The 17,799-nt window shown below is 56.1% G+C and carries 18 protein-coding genes; 5 read left to right on the forward strand and 13 right to left on the reverse strand.

What is annotated here, in order from left to right:
- Position 1: 1 nt before the first annotated feature.
- The 12 genes from trpS to ACTU3N_RS03080 all read right to left on the reverse strand — a co-directional run bounded on the left by trpS (position 2) and on the right by ACTU3N_RS03080 (position 9,836).
- Positions 2–1,006 carry a tryptophan--tRNA ligase gene (gene trpS, locus ACTU3N_RS03025; RefSeq protein WP_443084656.1) on the reverse strand — a complete coding sequence of 335 codons (1,005 nt, stop codon included), beginning with the start codon at positions 1,004–1,006 and terminating at the stop codon, positions 2–4.
- The gene (gene gph / locus ACTU3N_RS03030; RefSeq protein WP_443084657.1) at positions 999–1,760 is read right to left on the reverse strand and encodes a phosphoglycolate phosphatase; all 762 of its coding nucleotides are present in this window, start codon (positions 1,758–1,760) and stop codon (positions 999–1,001) included. The genes trpS and gph overlap by 8 nt, the downstream gene beginning before the upstream one ends.
- Positions 1,753–2,430, reverse strand: coding sequence for a ribulose-phosphate 3-epimerase (gene rpe / locus ACTU3N_RS03035; RefSeq protein ID WP_443084658.1), 678 nt, complete (start codon positions 2,428–2,430; stop codon positions 1,753–1,755). Before rpe ends, gph begins: the two co-directional genes overlap by 8 nt.
- 44 nt (positions 2,431–2,474) lie before the next feature.
- On the reverse strand, positions 2,475–3,296 hold the full coding sequence (gene dam, locus ACTU3N_RS03040; protein WP_443084659.1) for an adenine-specific DNA-methyltransferase: 822 nt from the start codon (positions 3,294–3,296) through the stop codon (positions 2,475–2,477).
- 67 nt (positions 3,297–3,363) lie between these two features.
- On the reverse strand, positions 3,364–4,491 hold the full coding sequence (damX, locus tag ACTU3N_RS03045; RefSeq protein ID WP_443084660.1) for a cell division protein DamX: 1,128 nt from the start codon (positions 4,489–4,491) through the stop codon (positions 3,364–3,366).
- Between the two features lie 89 nt (positions 4,492–4,580).
- Positions 4,581–5,669: a 3-dehydroquinate synthase gene (gene aroB, locus ACTU3N_RS03050; protein ID WP_443084661.1), complete on the reverse strand. Its 1,089-nt coding sequence runs from the start codon at positions 5,667–5,669 to the stop codon at positions 4,581–4,583.
- Positions 5,670–5,723: 54 nt separating this feature from the next.
- Entirely contained in the window at positions 5,724–6,245 is a 522-nt protein-coding gene (gene aroK, locus ACTU3N_RS03055) for a shikimate kinase AroK (RefSeq protein WP_017459852.1), read from the reverse strand.
- Between the two features lie 289 nt (positions 6,246–6,534).
- A complete protein-coding gene (gene hofQ / locus ACTU3N_RS03060) occupies positions 6,535–7,758 on the reverse strand; it encodes a DNA uptake porin HofQ (RefSeq protein ID WP_443084662.1) in 1,224 nt (407 codons plus the stop codon).
- Positions 7,670–8,068, reverse strand: a complete 399-nt coding sequence (locus tag ACTU3N_RS03065) for a HofP DNA utilization family protein (protein WP_443084663.1) — start codon at positions 8,066–8,068, stop codon at positions 7,670–7,672. Before ACTU3N_RS03065 ends, hofQ begins: the two co-directional genes overlap by 89 nt.
- The gene (locus ACTU3N_RS03070) at positions 8,061–8,528 is read right to left on the reverse strand and encodes a HofO family protein (RefSeq protein WP_443084664.1); all 468 of its coding nucleotides are present in this window, start codon (positions 8,526–8,528) and stop codon (positions 8,061–8,063) included. Before ACTU3N_RS03070 ends, ACTU3N_RS03065 begins: the two co-directional genes overlap by 8 nt.
- Positions 8,512–9,051 (reverse strand): PilN domain-containing protein, encoded by a 540-nt coding sequence (locus tag ACTU3N_RS03075; RefSeq protein WP_443084665.1) that lies wholly within the window; start codon positions 9,049–9,051, stop codon positions 8,512–8,514. The genes ACTU3N_RS03070 and ACTU3N_RS03075 overlap by 17 nt, the downstream gene beginning before the upstream one ends.
- Positions 9,051–9,836 carry a hypothetical protein gene (locus ACTU3N_RS03080; protein ID WP_443084666.1) on the reverse strand — a complete coding sequence of 262 codons (786 nt, stop codon included), beginning with the start codon at positions 9,834–9,836 and terminating at the stop codon, positions 9,051–9,053. Before ACTU3N_RS03080 ends, ACTU3N_RS03075 begins: the two co-directional genes overlap by 1 nt.
- Positions 9,837–9,955: 119 nt before the next feature.
- Here ACTU3N_RS03080 and mrcA point away from each other — a divergent pair, with 119 nt between their 5' ends.
- Positions 9,956–12,508 (forward strand): peptidoglycan glycosyltransferase/peptidoglycan DD-transpeptidase MrcA, encoded by a 2,553-nt coding sequence (gene mrcA / locus ACTU3N_RS03085; RefSeq protein WP_443084667.1) that lies wholly within the window; start codon positions 9,956–9,958, stop codon positions 12,506–12,508.
- A 52-nt stretch (positions 12,509–12,560) separates the two neighbouring features.
- Here mrcA and nudE read toward each other — a convergent pair whose 3' ends face one another.
- Positions 12,561–13,121 (reverse strand): ADP compounds hydrolase NudE, encoded by a 561-nt coding sequence (gene nudE, locus ACTU3N_RS03090; RefSeq protein WP_443084668.1) that lies wholly within the window; start codon positions 13,119–13,121, stop codon positions 12,561–12,563.
- 304 nt (positions 13,122–13,425) lie between these two features.
- On the opposite strand from nudE, the gene ACTU3N_RS03095 reads away from it, so the two are divergent.
- The 4 genes from ACTU3N_RS03095 (at position 13,426) to hslO (ending at position 17,607) form a co-directional block, all read left to right on the forward strand.
- A complete protein-coding gene (locus ACTU3N_RS03095; protein WP_443084669.1) occupies positions 13,426–15,564 on the forward strand; it encodes an intracellular growth attenuator family protein in 2,139 nt (712 codons plus the stop codon).
- Positions 15,565–15,625: 61 nt separating this feature from the next.
- A complete protein-coding gene (gene yrfG, locus ACTU3N_RS03100; protein ID WP_443084670.1) occupies positions 15,626–16,303 on the forward strand; it encodes a GMP/IMP nucleotidase in 678 nt (225 codons plus the stop codon).
- On the forward strand, positions 16,303–16,704 hold the full coding sequence (gene hslR, locus ACTU3N_RS03105) for a ribosome-associated heat shock protein Hsp15 (protein WP_443084671.1): 402 nt from the start codon (positions 16,303–16,305) through the stop codon (positions 16,702–16,704). Before yrfG ends, hslR begins: the two co-directional genes overlap by 1 nt.
- 24 nt (positions 16,705–16,728) lie before the next feature.
- A complete protein-coding gene (hslO, locus tag ACTU3N_RS03110) occupies positions 16,729–17,607 on the forward strand; it encodes an Hsp33 family molecular chaperone HslO (RefSeq protein ID WP_443084672.1) in 879 nt (292 codons plus the stop codon).
- Positions 17,608–17,799: the final 192 nt, after the last annotated feature.

Here is a 17,799-nt window from a genome sequence, read left to right on the forward strand (position 1 = left end):
GTTACGGCTTGGCCACGAAACCAATGGCTTCGTAGACTTTCTTCAGCGTCACGGAGGCGCGCGCGCTGGCTTTTTCTGCGCCGTCTTTCATCACCTGTTGCAGGAACGCTTCATCGTTACGGAAGCGGTGATAGCGCTCCTGTAGCTCCGTCAGCATCCCGGACACGGCTTCGGCGACTTCACCTTTCAGATGACCATACATTTTGCCTTCGAAATGCTGCTCCAGCTCGGCAATGCTTTGACCCGTCACGGCAGAAAGAATGTCCAGCAGGTTAGAGACGCCTGCTTTGTTGGCGATATCGTAACGGACGACCGGCGGCTCGTCAGAGTCGGTCACCGCACGCTTGATTTTCTTCACCACCGATTTCGGATCTTCCAGCAGCCCGATAACGTTGTTGCGGTTATCGTCAGACTTGGACATCTTTTTGGTCGGCTCCAGCAGCGACATCACGCGCGCGCCGGATTTCGGGATAAACGGCTCTGGCACTTTAAAGACATCGCCATAGATTGCGTTAAAACGCTGGGCGATATCGCGGCTCAGCTCCAGATGCTGCTTCTGATCTTCACCCACCGGCACCTGGTTGGTTTGATACAGCAGAATGTCAGCCGCCATCAGCACCGGGTAATCAAACAGACCGGCGTTGATGTTTTCTGCATAGCGTGCGGACTTGTCTTTGAACTGAGTCATGCGGCTCAGCTCGCCGAAATAGGTGTAGCAGTTCAGCGCCCAGCCCAGCTGCGCGTGCTCCGGTACGTGAGACTGAACAAAGATGGTGCTCTTTTGCGGATCGATACCACAGGCCAGATAGAGCGCCAGCGTATCCAGCGTCGCTTTACGCAGCGCCTGCGGGTCCTGACGCACGGTGATCGCGTGCTGGTCAACGATGCAGTAGATACAGTGATAGTCGTCCTGCATGTTCACCCACTGACGCAGCGCACCCATATAGTTACCGATGGTGAGTTCACCTGAGGGCTGTGCGCCGCTAAAGACGATGGGCTTAGTCATTGTTTATTTCCTGATGTTCACTGTGCGAGAGCCCGAATGCGGGCAGGAGTTCTTCGAAACGTGCAAACACGTAGTCCGGTTCGCTTAAATTAATGGCTTCGCCATAGTTGTAGCCATAAGTCAGGCCAACGCTGACGCAACCTGCCGCTTTCGCCGCCTGAATATCATTGCGCGAATCCCCGACAAAGAGCAACTCATGCGGCTGGATGCCGAGCTTGTTGCAGACCAGCAGTAGCGGCTCCGGGTGCGGTTTTTTATTCACCACGTCATCGCCGCCCACTACAAAGGTAAAATAGCGGGCGATGCCCAGCGTTTCCAGCAAAGGCGCAACAAACGGCGTCGGCTTATTGGTCACCAGCGCCAGCGGCAGGCCTTTGGCATGCAGCGCTTCAAGCGTTTGGGCCACCTGCGGGAACAGGAAACTGCCCTCATCCACGGTCTCGGCATAGTAACGGTCAAACAGCTTACGCAGCATACGAACCTGCTCTGCCTGCGGGATGTCACCATCGTCGATGTCCGGTTTGCCCTGCGTCGCCCGCTGGATAGCCCGCTCCTGGCGCGCCCAGTTAAACGCGCGCTCCATCATCACATCCGCGCCGTTACCAATCCAGGTCACGACACGCGCTTCGCCCGCCTGCGGCAGCTCCAGCGCATACAATGCATTGTCAACCGCTGCCGTCAGCCCTGGCGCGCTGTCCACCAGCGTGCCGTCGAGATCAAAAGCGATGCCCTTTATCGACTGCATTTTATCCATGACTTACCTTCGATAACTCCTGACGCATTTCATCAATCACCTGCTTATAGTCCGGCTTGCCGAAAATCGCCGAACCCGCAACAAACATATCCGCGCCTGCCGCAGCTATCTCGCGAATGTTGTCCACCTTCACGCCGCCGTCGACTTCCAGGCGAATATCGTAACCGGAAGCATCAATGCGACGGCGCACTTCGCGCAGTTTATCCAGCGTATGGGGAATAAACGACTGCCCGCCGAAGCCGGGGTTCACCGACATCAGCAGAATAACGTCCAGCTTATCCATCACATAATCCAGGTAGCTCAGCGGCGTCGCCGGGTTGAACACCAGGCCCGCTTTACAGCCGTGCTCTTTAATCAGTTGCAGCGTGCGGTCAACATGCTCTGAAGCTTCAGGATGAAACGTGATAATGCTTGCGCCCGCAGCGGCGAAGTCCGGCACCAGGCGATCGACAGGTTTAACCATCAGATGGACGTCGATCGGTGCGGTAATACCGTAGTCTCGCAGAGATTTCAGCACCATCGGGCCAATGGTCAGGTTCGGCACATAATGGTTGTCCATCACGTCGAAATGGACGACATCGGCACCGGCGGCCAGTGCTTTGGCGGTATCTTCACCCAGGCGGGCGAAATCAGCCGACAGAATCGAAGGGGCAATCAAATACTGTTTCATCCACATCTCCTTGAGAAAGTATGGGCCGGGGCAATGAACGCGGCTTAGAGGATAGCCGGGCGATAGAGCGCCAGCAATTCATCCACCTTATTACGTGTGCCGCCGTTACTGCTGATACTGCGCCGCACTTTGACCACATGTAACTTTGCCTGGCGGTACCACTCACGCGTTAAGGCTGTGTCATGATTAGAGATCAGCACCGGTACCTGGTTGCGCATCAGGTTTTCGGCAAGCGCGGCCAGATGCACCTGCTGCTCCAGACTAAAGCTGTTCGTATGATACGCCGTAAAGTTTGCCGTTGCGGACAAGGGCGCATACGGCGGATCGCAATAGACGACGGAGTTCGCGTCGGCCCGCGCCATGCTGTCGGCGTAAGATTCACAATAGAAAAACGCATCCTGAGCTTTTTCGGCAAAATGGTACAGCTCAGCCTGCGGAAAATAGGGTTTTTTATAGCGCCCGAACGGAACATTAAACTCACCGCGCAAGTTATAGCGGCACAGGCCGTTGTAACCATGCCGGTTGAGATACAAAAACAGTAGCGCGCGCCGGAACGGATCTTTACTGCGGTTAAACTCTTCACGCAGTTGATAGTAAACCACAGATTGATTCGTCTCGGGCGCAAACAGCTCCCGCGCATAGCGGACGTACTCATCCGGGCGGTCTTTAACGATATTATATAGACTTATCAGGTCGCTATTGATATCTGCGAGGATATAGCGCGAGTAAGAGGTATTGAGGAACACCGATCCCGCGCCGACAAAGGGTTCAATAAGGCATTCACCTTTTGGCAGGTGCCTTCCGATATCATCCAGCAGGGGATACTTACCCCCTGCCCATTTCAAAAAAGCGCGATTTTTTTTCATGCTGACTGATTACTTACACTCTCTCCAGCTGTGGAGAAAGCTCCGACAGCATCCTGCGCTTTAAACATTACTTCAAATCGGCCTGTACCTGACGCAGCGGCTTAGCCCACGGATTTTTCGCCTGAACATCCGCCGGAAGCGTTGAAACTGCGCGTTTCGCTTCATCTTTCGATGCATATACGCCGCTTACCAGCACGTACCACGGCTGCCCGTTACGTGTCGTCTGATAAACAACAAAGTTTTTCAGATTGGATTTCTTCGCCCACGCGTTGAGGTTGTTGTAGTTCGATGAACTGCTCAACTGCAAGGTGTAATTGCTGGCCGGAGCAGACTTCAGCGCAGCGACATTGCCGCTGGCCTGCGCGCCGCTTGCTGGTGCCGCGCTTGCTGCCGCTTTCGGCTGTGCCGGGGTTTTCACCGGTGCGCTCTGCGCCGTTTCGTTACGTTTTGCTGGCGCAGCCGCAGGTTTAGACTCAGCTTTCGCCGCGGGCGCTTTGGCCTGCGTTTTTGGCTCAATCACCATCTGCTTGCGCTCAGGGCGCGTGGTCGCGTTATGCGTTTCATTAACGCCAGACGGCGAACGGCCAGCGTTAGCGTTGCCGTTACGCACCGGCGCAACGGTTGCCGGTTCGGTCGGCAGCGTCGAGCCCACAGCGCTATCAACCTGCGCCTGGCCCTGCGGCTGCGACAGCGCCGTATTCAAGTCGCCCGGCAGCTCAACGCGCTGCTGGCCTTCCGGCGTGACGGCAGGTGCCGCCTGCGAGGGGGTGGAAGAGATAGGCGGCAGCGTGACATCGCGCGGCGCATTTTCCGCCGCCGGGGACGTTTGTTCGTTCGATGAGGAAGGCGCAGGGGATTTCAGCGCGGAACCGATGCCAATAATCAACAGCAGCAGCACCAGAATACCAATACCCATCATCAGATACTGACGGGAAGCCGGTTTTGCCGCGACGGCCTTTTTACGCTTACGCGGACGGCGCTCTTCACGCTCGTCGTCCAGAATGCCTTCATCCTCTTCATAGCTTTCCTCTTCGCGCGCGCGGCGGCTGCGGGAAGGACGATCGTCGGCATCCAGATCAACATCATCAAAATTGATCTGCGGCTCATCGACACGATCGGAAGCCTGGCGAGAACGACCAGTTCGACGATCGCTGGGATCGGGTTTCAGCTCGTCTTCTGGTTTGAATTCATCCATTTAACACCCCACTCAAAGGCGTATGCCAACCACTTGCATCGCGCCCGAATTAAACGTCACGGCTCGCCGTGACCAGACCTTTCTAATAATTAAGCCTGCTGGCAATCAGCAATAGCGCCAAGTACTACGTCGTGCGACACTCCGCCGCGCACTTCACTCTTCCCTATTGCGAGGGGGAGCACCAGGCGCATCCCGCCCGCCAGCACTTTTTTATCACGCAGCATATGCGGCAGATAAGCCTGCGCTGACATCTCCTGCGGGCCTTTCACCGGTAAGCCCGCGCGCTCAAGCAGTGCAATGATACGCAGGGTTTCTTCACGGGTGAACTGCCCAAGGCGCTCTGATGTGCGTGCCGCCATCACCATGCCCGCCGCGACAGCTTCACCGTGTAGCCAGTTACCGTAGCCCATTTCAGCTTCGATAGCGTGCCCGAAGGTATGCCCTAAGTTCAGTAAAGCACGTAAGCCGGTTTCGCGCTCATCCGCCGCAACAACTTCGGCTTTAAGCTCACAACAACGGCGAATACAGTACGCCATCGCCGCGCCGTCAAGACGCAGCAGCGCGTCCATATTTTGCTCAAGCCAGCGAAAGAACTCGCCGTCCAGAATCACGCCATATTTTATCACTTCGGCAAGACCGGAGGAGAGCTCGCGGGCCGGAAGTGTTTTCAGGCAATCGAGATCGACAACCACCGACGCAGGCTGGTAGAACGCGCCGATCATGTTTTTGCCAAGGGGATGGTTAACCGCCGTTTTACCGCCAACGGAGGAGTCAACCTGAGAAAGGAGCGTCGTCGGCACCTGGATAAAGCGCACGCCGCGCTGATAACTTGCCGCCGCGAAGCCGGTTAAATCACCAACTACGCCGCCGCCGAGCGCAACCAGAGTGGTGTCGCGCCCGTGGGGTTTTTGCAACAGCGCGGTGAATACAGTGTCCATCACCGCCAGGCTTTTGTACTGCTCGCCATCCGGCAGGATCACGCTATCAACTTTCACCCCCGCCTGCTCCAGAACCTGGCGAACGTTATCCAGGTAGAGGGGTGCCAGCGTTTCGTTGGTGACCAGCATAACCTGATCACCCGACTTCAGAGGCAAGAAGGAAGCTGGATCGTTGAACAAACCAGCCGCGATGGTGATGGGGTAACTACGTTCCCCGAGAGTGACGGTGATCCTCTCCATGACGCGACATCCACCTTAGTTGCTTAAACCCGCAGGCCTGTTATTAAGCCAGAATTAATTGCTTTCCAGCATATGAATAATCTGGTTTGCGACCACTTTAGCGCTCTGATCGTCAGTACGAATGGTAACGTCAGCAATCTCCTCATACAGCGGATTACGTTCATCCGCCAGCGCTTCCAGTACTTCGCGTGGCGGTGTATCCACTTGCAGAAGCGGACGTTTTTTATCGCGCTGAGTGCGAGCCAGTTGCTTTTCGATAGTGGTTTCCAGATACACCACTACGCCACGGGCGGAGAGACGATTACGGGTTTCGCGAGATTTCACAGAACCGCCGCCGGTTGCCAGTACGATGCCCTGTTTTTCCGTCAGCTCATTGATGATTTTTTCTTCGCGATCGCGGAAACCTTCTTCACCTTCTACATCGAAGACCCAGCCCACATCAGCTCCGGTTCGTTTCTCAATCTCTTGATCAGAATCGTAAAATTCCATATTGAGTTGTTGAGCTAACTGGCGCCCAATAGTGCTTTTGCCGGCACCCATAGGCCCAACCAGAAAGATATTGCGTTTCTCTGCCATTTTTTCGGTACTACTAAGACTATTCGTTGATGATAAACCCGCTGCGCAAACACGAGGCGTAGCAGGGCATGAACTGAAACCTCTTATGCGATAGTGCGAGAGTCAGATCGAAAATTATCTCAGTACTCCGGCTTGTTTGGCAACTTATTAAATCATTAACCAGGCACAGAGCATTTTTAATAAGTCGGAGACCGCTGACGCTCAAATCGGTACTCCTTGTAAGCTAAATCATCCCTCACGTCAAACACCTGGACCAAGTTCCGCTGAAAAAGGAGCGCCAGAGACAAGATTAATTGAGCGCAGCGAGCCTGGGGGTAATAAACACCACCAGCTCCCGCCGCTCGTGGTCTTTCGCGGTGTGGCGGAATAATCTTCCAATGCCTGGAAGCGCGCCCAGCACGGGTATCTGATTTTTACCCGCCGTGTTTTTTTGCGAAAAAATACCGCCGAGCGCCAGCGTTTCGCCGCTTTTTACTTCAACCAGCGTTTCAATTTCCTGTTTATCGATAGCCATGGTTTCGCCTTCCGCCTGCTGTAGCATCCGGCCCGGCATGTTCTGGCTGATGCGCAACTTCAGACGCACGCGCTTATCCGCAAGCACGGTTGGCGTCACCTCCATGCCCAGCACCGCCTCTTTAAACTCAACAGACGTTTTACCGCTCTCGCCGCTGGAAACCTGATACGGTATCTCACTGCCCTGCTTGATGCTGGCAGGCTGCCGGTGAGAAGCGAGTAAACGCGGGCTGGCGATAATCTCAAGCTGCTGTTTTTGCTCCAGGGCCGATAATTCAACGTCGAGCGCTCGCGCATTGATGCTGCCAATGTTAAAACCTATGCGCGTACTGGCAGCGCCAACAGAAAGATCGGCAGACAGCGCAGACGCCAGCGGCGAGTTTTGCGCAAGTCCCCATTTTACGCCCAGCTCGCGCAGACTTTTTTCGCTGATGGTAACGATATGCGCCGCCAGTTCTATCTGCTCTACCGGCAAATCCATCTGTGAAATCCATTTTTCAACGCCTGCCAACGCTTCTTTATTATCCCGCACCAATAGTCGGTTGAGCCGTATATCGACGGTTATCGTGCCCTGTGGACTCAGCAGCTTCTCGCCCGCCTGCGCCAGTTCGCTGGCATCGGCATAACGCAGCGTGATACTTCGCGTGAGCAGTGGCGCATTCTGCTTGCGCCTTGCTTCGCCGGCATCCCGCTCAGCCTGCTTTTGCTGTTGCATGCTGGCGGTATGGACATGCCAGACATCCCCCTGCCGACTCAGCGCCAGCCCGGCACTGCTCGCCACCGTTTGCAAAGCTTGCAGCCAGGGGACATCGACCAGGTGCAACGACAGCTCCCCTTTTACCTCCGGCGGTATCACGATGTTCTGCTTTTCCTGCGCCGCCAGCGCCTGTAACACCTGAGCGACCGGCACGTCATCCAGCGTCAGCGTGACGAGCTGCGCCGCCTGCACCCACGCTGCCAACAGGCTGCTGAATACCAGCCCCGCTATCCATTTTTTCATTCCGGGTTCCTTCTCGTTTTAGTCTCCATTGTGCCGGGAGGCACTCCTCACCCCGCGTGAGAACCATTTCGTGCATAGTCATCGCTTCTACCTGCCACCCATTGTTCAGTTGCCTGCCAGCAGTAACCCGATGCCAGCGCCCTTCTGCATCGCGTAAAAAACCCAGCGCCTGCCCGCCCGTTACCGCGCCGTGATACTGCCAGCGCTCAGGTAGCATGCCCTGGCAGGGCTGCGCCGCTGGCTGGAAAGGGTTGCGCATCCCGCTTAGCAACAGGCAAAGCGTTGCGGCCAACAACAGACGTTTAATCACTATCGCCCTGCTCCAGTTGCATGATGAAACGCAGCGTGTTACCCGTGCCCGCCAGTGAAAAGGCGGGAATGTGCATATCGCACTGCGCCAGGCGTTGAAAGACATTCACCGCTGCCTCCCAGCCTGTTTCCAGTTCCGCTTCTGCGCCATCACGTTCCGGCTGCCAGCGCACGAGTTGCTGCTCCTGCGACGGTAAACTCAGCGGCGAAAAAAGGCATGTGTGAGCAAAAGCGGGCAACGGCGCACCCGCAGGTGGTTCCAGCGCACGCAATGTACGCCACAGGACCTGCCGGGACGCTTCCCGTGCCGTGCGCTCTCTGGCAAGCTGCGCCAGCTGTTTTTGCTGCGGCGATATCAAAAGCCACCACAGTAGCGCCAGGCCGCATAGCGTTGCCGCCAGCCAGCACAACAGGCGCGCGGTTACTGACAGGGCCAGCCAGCGGTCAAGGTTGCAGCCCATCGTTATGCTCCCGGTTAAGCTGATACTGAAAACGCCAGCGCCCCTGTGTATCGCGGACCATCGCCCCGGCGGGTTGCAGAGCAAAACCCACCACGCCCTGCAGGCGCAGTTCCATTTCGCGTAATGCGCTAAAGGAGCCTGCCAGCCCGGAAAGCGTCAGCCGTTCCTGCTGCCAGCGAAGTTCTGTAAGCCAGGCCTGCGGCGGCAAACGTTCTGCCAGTGCCAGCAGCGTGTCGCGCCAGAGGCGGGTGTTGTGCTGGCGCAACGCGCGGGCCTGTGCTTGCTGCCACTGCTGCTGGCGCAGTTGCAAAGGCTTTTTGGCCCCGTCAAGCGCAGCGGCTATTTCGCCGTCTGAGTGCTGCCACAGTGCCGCGTGATGAAAGCGCAGCGCAGCCTGCCCCTGCCATGCGATACCGCTTGCGGCAATAACCAGCGCCGTCAGCAGGAAAGCACAGGCCCAGCGGCGAGCGCTACGCCGCTGCCGGAGACGACGCCAGGGAAGAAAATTGACAACCGGCAGCATCAGTACCCCCTCGCCAGCGCCAGCCCAAGCGCGATGGCAAAACGCTCTCCCGCCGCCGGTAGCGGTGGCTGGCGCTGAGCAATGGCACACCAGCAGTCGAAGCCGCTGGCAGTGTCGCAGCACTGCACTATCTCGTCTGTGGGCAGCCCCAGTATGCCTGCCAACTGCGCCGCGCCCTTCGCATCCTCTCGCGCACGACGCCCCCAGCCCTCTTTCATAGCCCATAGCCATTGCCGCTCATCGCACCAGGCAAGGCAACGCACGGGTGTTGTCAGCCAGGGAAGCAGAGTTTGTAGCGCGCAGGCATCCGGCGTAATGGAGGAGAGGTGAAGAGAGAGCGCGCGAGCGATATCCAGCAGCGCGGCAATGTCTTTGTTTTGCACCGCCGTCACGCCGTAATTTGCCCCGGGCTCGTCTTCGGTAAAATCAAAACAGAGGTCTGTTTCGGACATTTCCAGCTCTTGCGCCATCGCCTGCGAAACCCACCTGACAAGCTTTGGCTCGCGCAGAGAGACCGCCGGGCGAGGCAGCTTTTTTTGCAGCGTCTGCCCGGCGGGAATGGCCAGCCGCACACAGTGGCGCTGTGGCAGCGTCCGCCGCCAGGGGTGAAGTGCCGCAAGCAGGTGTTCCGGCGCTTTTATTCGCCCCTGAACGACCGTGCCGGGAGGTAAAGGAAGGTGCCACCAGCGCCGTAACGCCAGGCCGCGATGACCTGTCGCCAGCGCGACAGCGTAAACGCCATCCTCTTGAATATGCACGCCTATTTGCCAATGCCTGAATGCCATAAAATACGATCTCCTTATCGACTTGCGGGTTGCTGCTATATCAATGCTTCAGGCTTGCCTTTATACTACCGCGCGTTTGTTTATAAACTGCCCAATTGCCACCAGATGGGAAATTTACAGTGAAGTTCGTAAAGTATTTATTCATCCTTGCAGTCTGTTGCATTCTGCTGGGAGCAGGCTCGATATACGGTCTGTACAAATTTATTGAGCCGCAGTTGCCTGATGTGGCGACGCTGAAAGATGTGCGGCTGCAGATCCCCATGCAGGTCTACACTGCCGATGGCGAATTGATCGCGCAGTACGGTGAAAAACGCCGTATCCCTTTGACACTTAGCCAAATTCCACCTGAGTTTGTGAAAGCATTTATCGCGACCGAAGATAGCCGTTTTTATGAGCATCATGGCGTCGATCCGGTGGGGATTTTCCGTGCCGCAAGTGTTGCGCTGTTTTCCGGCCATGCTTCGCAAGGAGCCAGCACCATTACGCAGCAGCTGGCGCGTAACTTCTTCTTAAGCCCTGAACGCACGCTGATACGTAAAATTAAAGAAGTGTTCCTGGCGATTCGTATCGAGCAGATGCTGAATAAAGACGAAATCCTGGAGCTGTATCTCAACAAAATTTACCTCGGCTACCGCGCCTATGGCGTAGGTGCCGCCGCACAGGTCTATTTCGGCAAAACGGTCGATCAACTGACTTTAAGCGAGATGGCCGTTATTGCCGGGCTGCCAAAAGCGCCTTCGACGTTTAACCCGCTTTACTCGCCCGACCGCGCGCTAGCGCGCCGCAACGTGGTGCTGGCCCGTATGCAAAGCGAAGGGTATATCAGCCAGCAACAGGCCGAACAGGCGCGCAGCGAGGCAATCGAAGCCCGCTACCATGCGCCGGAAATCGCGTTCTCTGCCCCCTATCTCTCTGAGCTTGTGCGCCAGGATATGGTCGCGCGCTATGGCGAGAAAGCTTACGAAGATGGCTACCGTATTTACACCACGATTACGCGAAAAACCCAGCAAGCCGCCCAGGCTGCCGTGCGTAAAAACGTGATGGACTACGATATGCGCCACGGTTATCGCGGGCCGTCAAACGTGCTGTGGAAAGTGGGTGAAACGCCCTGGGACAGCAAGAAAATTACCGACTCGTTAAAAGCGCTGCCAACGTATGGGCCGCTGCTTCCGGCGGTGGTGACCAGCGCCAACCCGCAGGAAGCCACCGCGCTGCTGGCGGACGGTTCTACGGTGTCGCTGAAGTTAGAAGGCGTACGCTGGGCGCGCCCTTATCGCTCCGATACGCAACAAGGCCCGACACCGCGCAAAGTCACTGATGCCGTGCAGACCGGGCAGCAAATCTGGGTGCGCCAGGTCGGTGATGACTGGTGGCTGGGGCAGGTGCCGGATGTCAACTCCGCGCTGGTTTCTCTTAACCCGCAAAATGGCGCGGTACTGGCGCTGGTCGGCGGTTTTGACTTCAACCAGAGCAAATTTAACCGCGCGACCCAGGCACTGCGCCAGGTCGGGTCAAATATCAAACCGTTCCTCTACACCGCCGCGATGGATAAAGGCCTGACGCTGGCGAGCATCCTCAACGATGCGCCAATCTCCCGCTGGGATGCTGGTGCCGGTTCTGACTGGCGGCCAAAAAACTCGCCGGATCAATATGATGGCCCGATTCGCCTGCGCCAGGGATTAGGGCAGTCGAAAAACGTGGTGATGGTGCGTGCGATGCGCGCGATGGGCGTGGATTACGCCGCCGAGTATTTGCAGCGCTTCGGTTTCCCGGCGCAAAACATTGTGCGTACCGAGTCGCTGGCACTCGGCTCCGCCTCTTTTACACCGCTCCAGGTGGCGCGGGGCTATGCGGTCATGGCCAATGGCGGCTTTTTGGTCGACCCTTTTTACATCGCAAAAATTGAAGACGGCCAGGGTAACGTGCAGTTTGAAGCGAAACCGAAAGTGGCCTGCGCGGATTGCGATATTCCGGTGATTTACGGCGAAACACCTAAGTCTGACGTGCTGGAAAACAAAGACATGGAAAATGTCGCCACCTCGCAGGAGCAGAATAATGCTTTCGTGCCGATGCCGCAGCTTGAGCAGGCAAACCGGGCGCTGGTGCAGCGAAGCGGCGGCGAAGAGTATGCGCCGCATGTGGTCAGCACGCCGCTGGCGTTTTTGATTAAGAGCGCGCTGAACAGTAACGTCTTTGGCGAGCCGGGCTGGCAGGGTACCGGCTGGCGGGCGGGGCGCGATCTCAAGCGCAACGATATTGGCGGCAAAACCGGGACGACGAACAGTTCGAAAGACGCCTGGTTCTCTGGCTATGGCCCTGGTGTGGTGACGTCTGTCTGGATTGGTTTTGACGACCATCGCCGCAACTTAGGGCGTACCACCGCTTCCGGTGCTATCAAAGATCAGATCTCAGGCTATGAAGGCGGAGCGAAGAGCGCGCAGCCTGCGTGGGATGATTATATGAAAGCCGTGCTGGACGGCGTGCCGGAACAGCCTCTCACCCCGCCGCCGGGCGTGGTGACGGTCAATATCGACAGACGCACCGGGCAACTGGCGAACGGCGGTAGCAGCCGTCAGGAGTACTTTATCGAAGGTACGCAGCCAACCCAGCAGGCGGTGCAGGAAGTGGGAACCACGCTGATTGATAACGGTGAGACGCACGAACTGTTCTAGCGCTGCGTTGCGCAATACGTAAAAAGGGCGCTTCGGCGCCCTTTTTGATTGCTCAGAGCCGCCCCTGCTCTCTTAGCCACTCGCGGACTAAAAACAGGGCGCTGACGTTGCGCGCTTCGGTAAAGTCCGGCTCTTCAAGCAAATCCATCATATGCTTTAACGGCCAGCGCACCTGCGGCAACGGTTCAGGTTCATCACCCTCCAGCGACTCCGGGTAAAGCTCCTCGGCGACGACAATGTTCATCTTGCTGGAGAAGTAAGAGGGCGCCATGCTTAACTTTTTCAAAAAAGTCAGATTTTTTGCGCCAAATCCTACCTCTTCTTTTAACTCACGGTTCGCCGCTTCGTATATACTCTCACCAGCATCAATGAGACCTTTGGAAAAACCAAGCTCGTAAGACTCCGTGCCGACCGCATATTCACGGATAAGAATCAGGTGATCATCGACAATGGGCACGATCATCACGGCTTCGTGAGTGGAAGGACGCATGCGCTCGTAAACACGGCGCACGCCGTTGCTGAACTCCAGATCCACGCTTTCCACATTAAAAAGCCGTGAAGAAGCGACGGTTTCGACGTGGAGAATGGTGGGTTTTTGCAATGATTCGCTCATTATTATCGGTCTTTGCAGAGAAACTCTCGTTATTGTGCGACACTACGCACACTTTGAGCAATCTATTCGCCTTTAATTTACATTCCTGCAACCTTAAAGATAAAAATCCTAAATAAGCACAAAAGTCAAGTGGTTGAATTAAAACTAAGAATTTGCTGATATTCCCCTATAGGTGGTTTTGCTATCCTTTCACGCGATGGTATCCGCCTAAAAAGACTGAGAATAACGTCGGCCAACCATTCTGATTGTCTACGGGAAGGGTGCAACTGACTACACCTGTTCGGAAAAGTAAGATGGGGAAAGCATGAGCACCATTTTGATTTTTTTCGCTGCTATGCTGGCCTGCGTATTCCTCGCCGGATGGATTTATAGGTTAAGGTCGCAGCGTCGCTATCGACTGCCTTTTTTACAGGCCTTTTCTGGTGCGACCGCCCGTAAGCTGACCGCAGAAGAACGCGAAGCCGTCGAAAGCTATCTCGACTCCCTTTCCCGTACCCAAAATACACCAGGCCCTACGGGCGCAACCGCCGCGCCGGTGACCATTAAATTAAATGCCCATAGCAACACCGTGCTGTTTGTTTCGCACCCGATAACACGCTATGGCATCACCCCGGATGCGCCCAATAAATGGCGCTACTATCTCGATTCCGTCGAAGTGCATCTGCCGCCTTTTTGGGAGCAGTATATTAACGACGAGAACAACGTCGAAGTGATCCGCACCGATTCCCTGCCGCTGGTGATCTCGCTGAACGGGCATACGCTTGGTGAATATATTCATGAAGAGCGCGGCAGCGAACTGGAAGGCCTTCCTGCACATCATTCGGCCATTCGCGGTGAAGAGAGCGAACAGATAGAGCTTCTGAATATCCGCCGTGAAACGCCTGAAGAGCACGCGTTAAGTCGCCCGGACGGCATGCGCGAAGCGTTACTTATTTGCGCGGCTTTTTTACTCTTTTTCTTTTGCCTGATCTCACCGGATGTTTTTGTCCCGTGGCTGGCTGGCGGCGCGATTCTACTGCTTGCGGCCGGGCTATGGGGGCTGTATGCGCCACCGGCTAAAAACACGCTGCGCGAGATCCATTGCCTGCGCGGTACGCCAAAACGCTGGGGGCTGTTTGGTGAAAACACCCAGGACCAGATGAACAACATCTCGTTGGGGATTATCGATCTTATCTATCCGCGCCACTGGCAGCAGTTTGTCGCCCAGGACCTCGGGCAGCAGACCGATATTGATATTTACCTCGATCGTCACGTGGTGCGCCAGGGGCGTTTTTTATCCCTGCATGACGAAGTGAAAAATTTCCCGCTCCAGCACTGGGTGCGCAGCGCCGTGATTGCCGCCGGTTCGCTGGTTGTGGTGGTGATGCTGCTGGTCTGGGTTCCGCTGGATATGCCTATCAAATTCACCGTTTCGTGGATTAAGGGCGCGCAAACCATTGAAGCAAACAGCGTTGCTCAGCTTGAGGCCACGGCTCTGCGTATTGGCGACACGCTGCGCATCAACGGCACCGGGATGTGTAATATTCACATGCAGAATAACTGGTCTTCGCGCCGGGCCTCTCCGTTTACGCCGTTCGACTGCTCGCAGGTCATCTGGAACAACGCCCCGCCCCTGCCGTTGCCAGAATCTGAGACCGTGACCAAAGCCACTGCCCTTGCTCAAGCCGTTAGCCGCCAGCTTCACCCAACTGCTGAAGAAGACTCTCGCGTTAGCCCGGTACTTCGCTCCGCCATTCAGAAATCTGGTATGGTTTTGCTGGATGATTTCGCTGACATCGTACTGAAAACTCAGGACTTGTGTGCTGCTGAAGACGAATGCCTGCGGCTGAAAAACGCGCTGGTAAACCTTGGCAACACTAAAGACTGGGAGACGCTGACCAGGCGTGCCCTTGATGGCAAACTGACGGGCATGAATGTCTTGCTGCGCCCGGTGAGCGCCGAGTCGCTGGATAACCTGGTGACCACCTCTACCGCGCCCTTTATTCTGCGCGAAACGACCCGTGCGGCGCAGGCGCTGAACAGCCCGGCTCCGGGAGGTTTTATGATTATCAGCGAAGAAGGCAGCGAGCTGGTGGATCAGCCGTGGCCGCCGATTCCTCTCTATGATTACCCGGCACAGGAGCAGTGGGACGAGTTCCAGAGGCTGGCGCAAATGCTGATGCATACGCCGTTCCGCGCCGAAGGGATCATCACAAATATTTATACCAATGCGAACGGCACAAAAGTTATCAGCCTGCACCGCATGCCGGATGCCAGCGGCCTGTGGCGCTATACCGGCACAACTTTGCTGCTTTTCGCTATGGTGGTGAGCGGCCTGTACAACGGCGTCGTCGCGCTGCGTCGCTACCAGCGTAACCGCTCTCGCTTCGAACAAATTCAGCAGTATTATGAAAGCTGCCTGAACCCGCATTTGCTCGACACGCAGGAAAGCCTCAGCCAGTAACGACCCGCAACGCGAGCTGTGCTACCCTGTCGCGCACGTTTTCCTCGGCTGGAATTCCACTATGCATATTGATATTGCCTGGCAGGACGTTGATACCGTTCTGCTGGACATGGACGGCACCCTGCTTGACCTCGCGTTTGATAACTTTTTCTGGCAAAAACTGGTACCGGAAACCTATGCCGCGCAGCAGGGTATCACGCCTGATGAAGCACAGCGCCTGATTGGTCAGGAATATCACGCCGTACAGCATACGCTAAACTGGTATTGTCTGGATTACTGGAGCGAACGCCTCGGTCTTGATATTTGCGCCATGACCACCCAGCACGGCCCGCGCGCGCTATTGCGTGAAGACACAGTGCCGTTTCTGGATGCGCTGAAAAAAAGCGGCAAGCGCCGTATTTTGCTGACCAATGCGCACCCGCATAATCTGGCGGTAAAACTTGAGCACACCGGGCTTGCGTCGCACCTTGATTTATTACTTTCCACCCACACATTTGGTTATCCGAAAGAGGATCAGCGCTTGTGGCAGGCGGTTGCGCAGGAAACAGGGTTAGACCCCGAAAGAACCCTGTTTGTTGATGACAGCGAACCGATTCTGGATGCTGCTGCGAAATTCGGCATTCGTTACTGTCTGGGCATCACCAACCCGGACTCCGGCATGGCGGAAAAGCGCTATCTGCGCCATCCCGGCATGAACGATTACCGTCGCTTGATCCCCTCGCTTCTTAAGGAGGTGTGATGAAACAGCAGCCAGCGCAAGAGATCCGGCTGGATAAATGGCTATGGGCGGCACGTTTTTATAAAACACGCGCTCTGGCTCGCGAAATGATTGAAGGCGGCAAAGTGCATTACAACGGGCAGCGCAGCAAGCCGAGTAAAATCGTTGAGCTGAACGCCACCCTCACGTTGCGCCAGGGAAACGACGAGCGCACCGTGATAGTCAAAGGTATTACGGAACAGCGCCGCCCGGCGGCGGAAGCTGCCGCGCTCTACGAAGAGACGGCAGAGAGCGTTGAAAAACGCAAAAAAATGGCACAGGCCCGCAAGCTGAACGCGCTAACGATGCCGCACCCGGACAGGCGGCCGGGCAAAAAAGAGCGCCGCGATCTGATAAAATTTAAATACGGTGACAGCGAGTAACGCTCACCCGCAAGAGAGATAATTATGGCCCATCAAGACCAATTACACCGCTATCTGTTTGAAAACTATGCCGTGCGCGGCGAGCTGGTGACTGTTTCCAACACCTGGCAACAGATGCTGGAGAACCACAACTACCCGTTGCCGGTAAAAACGTTGCTGGGTGAGCTGCTGGTGGCTACCAGCCTGCTGACCGCGACGCTGAAGTTTGCCGGTGATATTACCGTCCAGCTGCAGGGTGATGGCCCGATGAGCCTTGCGGTCATCAACGGTAACAACCGTCAGCAAATGCGCGGCGTGGCGCGTGTTCAGGGTGAAATTCCGGACGATGCCGACCTGAAAACCCTGGTGGGCAATGGTTATCTGGTTATCACTATCACGCCGGAAGAGGGCGAGCGTTACCAGGGCGTGGTGGGTCTGGAAGGCGACACGCTGGCCGCGTGCCTGGAAGATTATTTCCTGCGCTCTGAGCAGCTGCCGACGCGTCTTTTTATTCGTACCGGTGAAGTGGAAGGTCAGCTGGCGGCAGGCGGTATGCTGTTGCAGGTGCTGCCCGCACAAGACACGCAGGCGAATGACTTCGAGCATCTGGCGGTACTGACCGAGACCGTGAAAGCCGAAGAGCTGCTGGCGCTTAGCGCGGAAGATGTGCTGTGGCGTCTGTATCACGAAGAAGAAGTCACCCTCTACGATCCGCAGGATGTGGTGTTCAAATGCACCTGCTCACGCGAGCGCTGCGCGGATGCGCTGAAAACGCTGCCGGAGGAAGAAGTGGACAGCATCATCGCCGAAGAGGGCGAAATTGATATGCACTGCGATTACTGCGGCAACCATTATGTGTTCAACGCAATGGATATTGCTGAAATCCGCAACAACGCCTCCCCCGCCGATCCGCAGCTTCATTAAGCAATCACGCCGCCTCCGGGCGGCGTTTTTGCCAACTCCGTCACGTTTCCGTTAAAATCCTGTATGAAAGTGTTACGTAATTTACTTTCATGAAAGCGATTACAGTCACAAACTTGCGGTTAAATATTTTGCTTTATAGCCTTTTAAGAAAACTTTCCCGATCATTGTGCCTTATTCCTGACATAATTCGTC

It is taken from the genome of Vagococcus sp. WN89Y, assembly GCF_052220145.1.
GTDB lineage: Bacteria > Pseudomonadota > Gammaproteobacteria > Enterobacterales > Enterobacteriaceae > Kosakonia.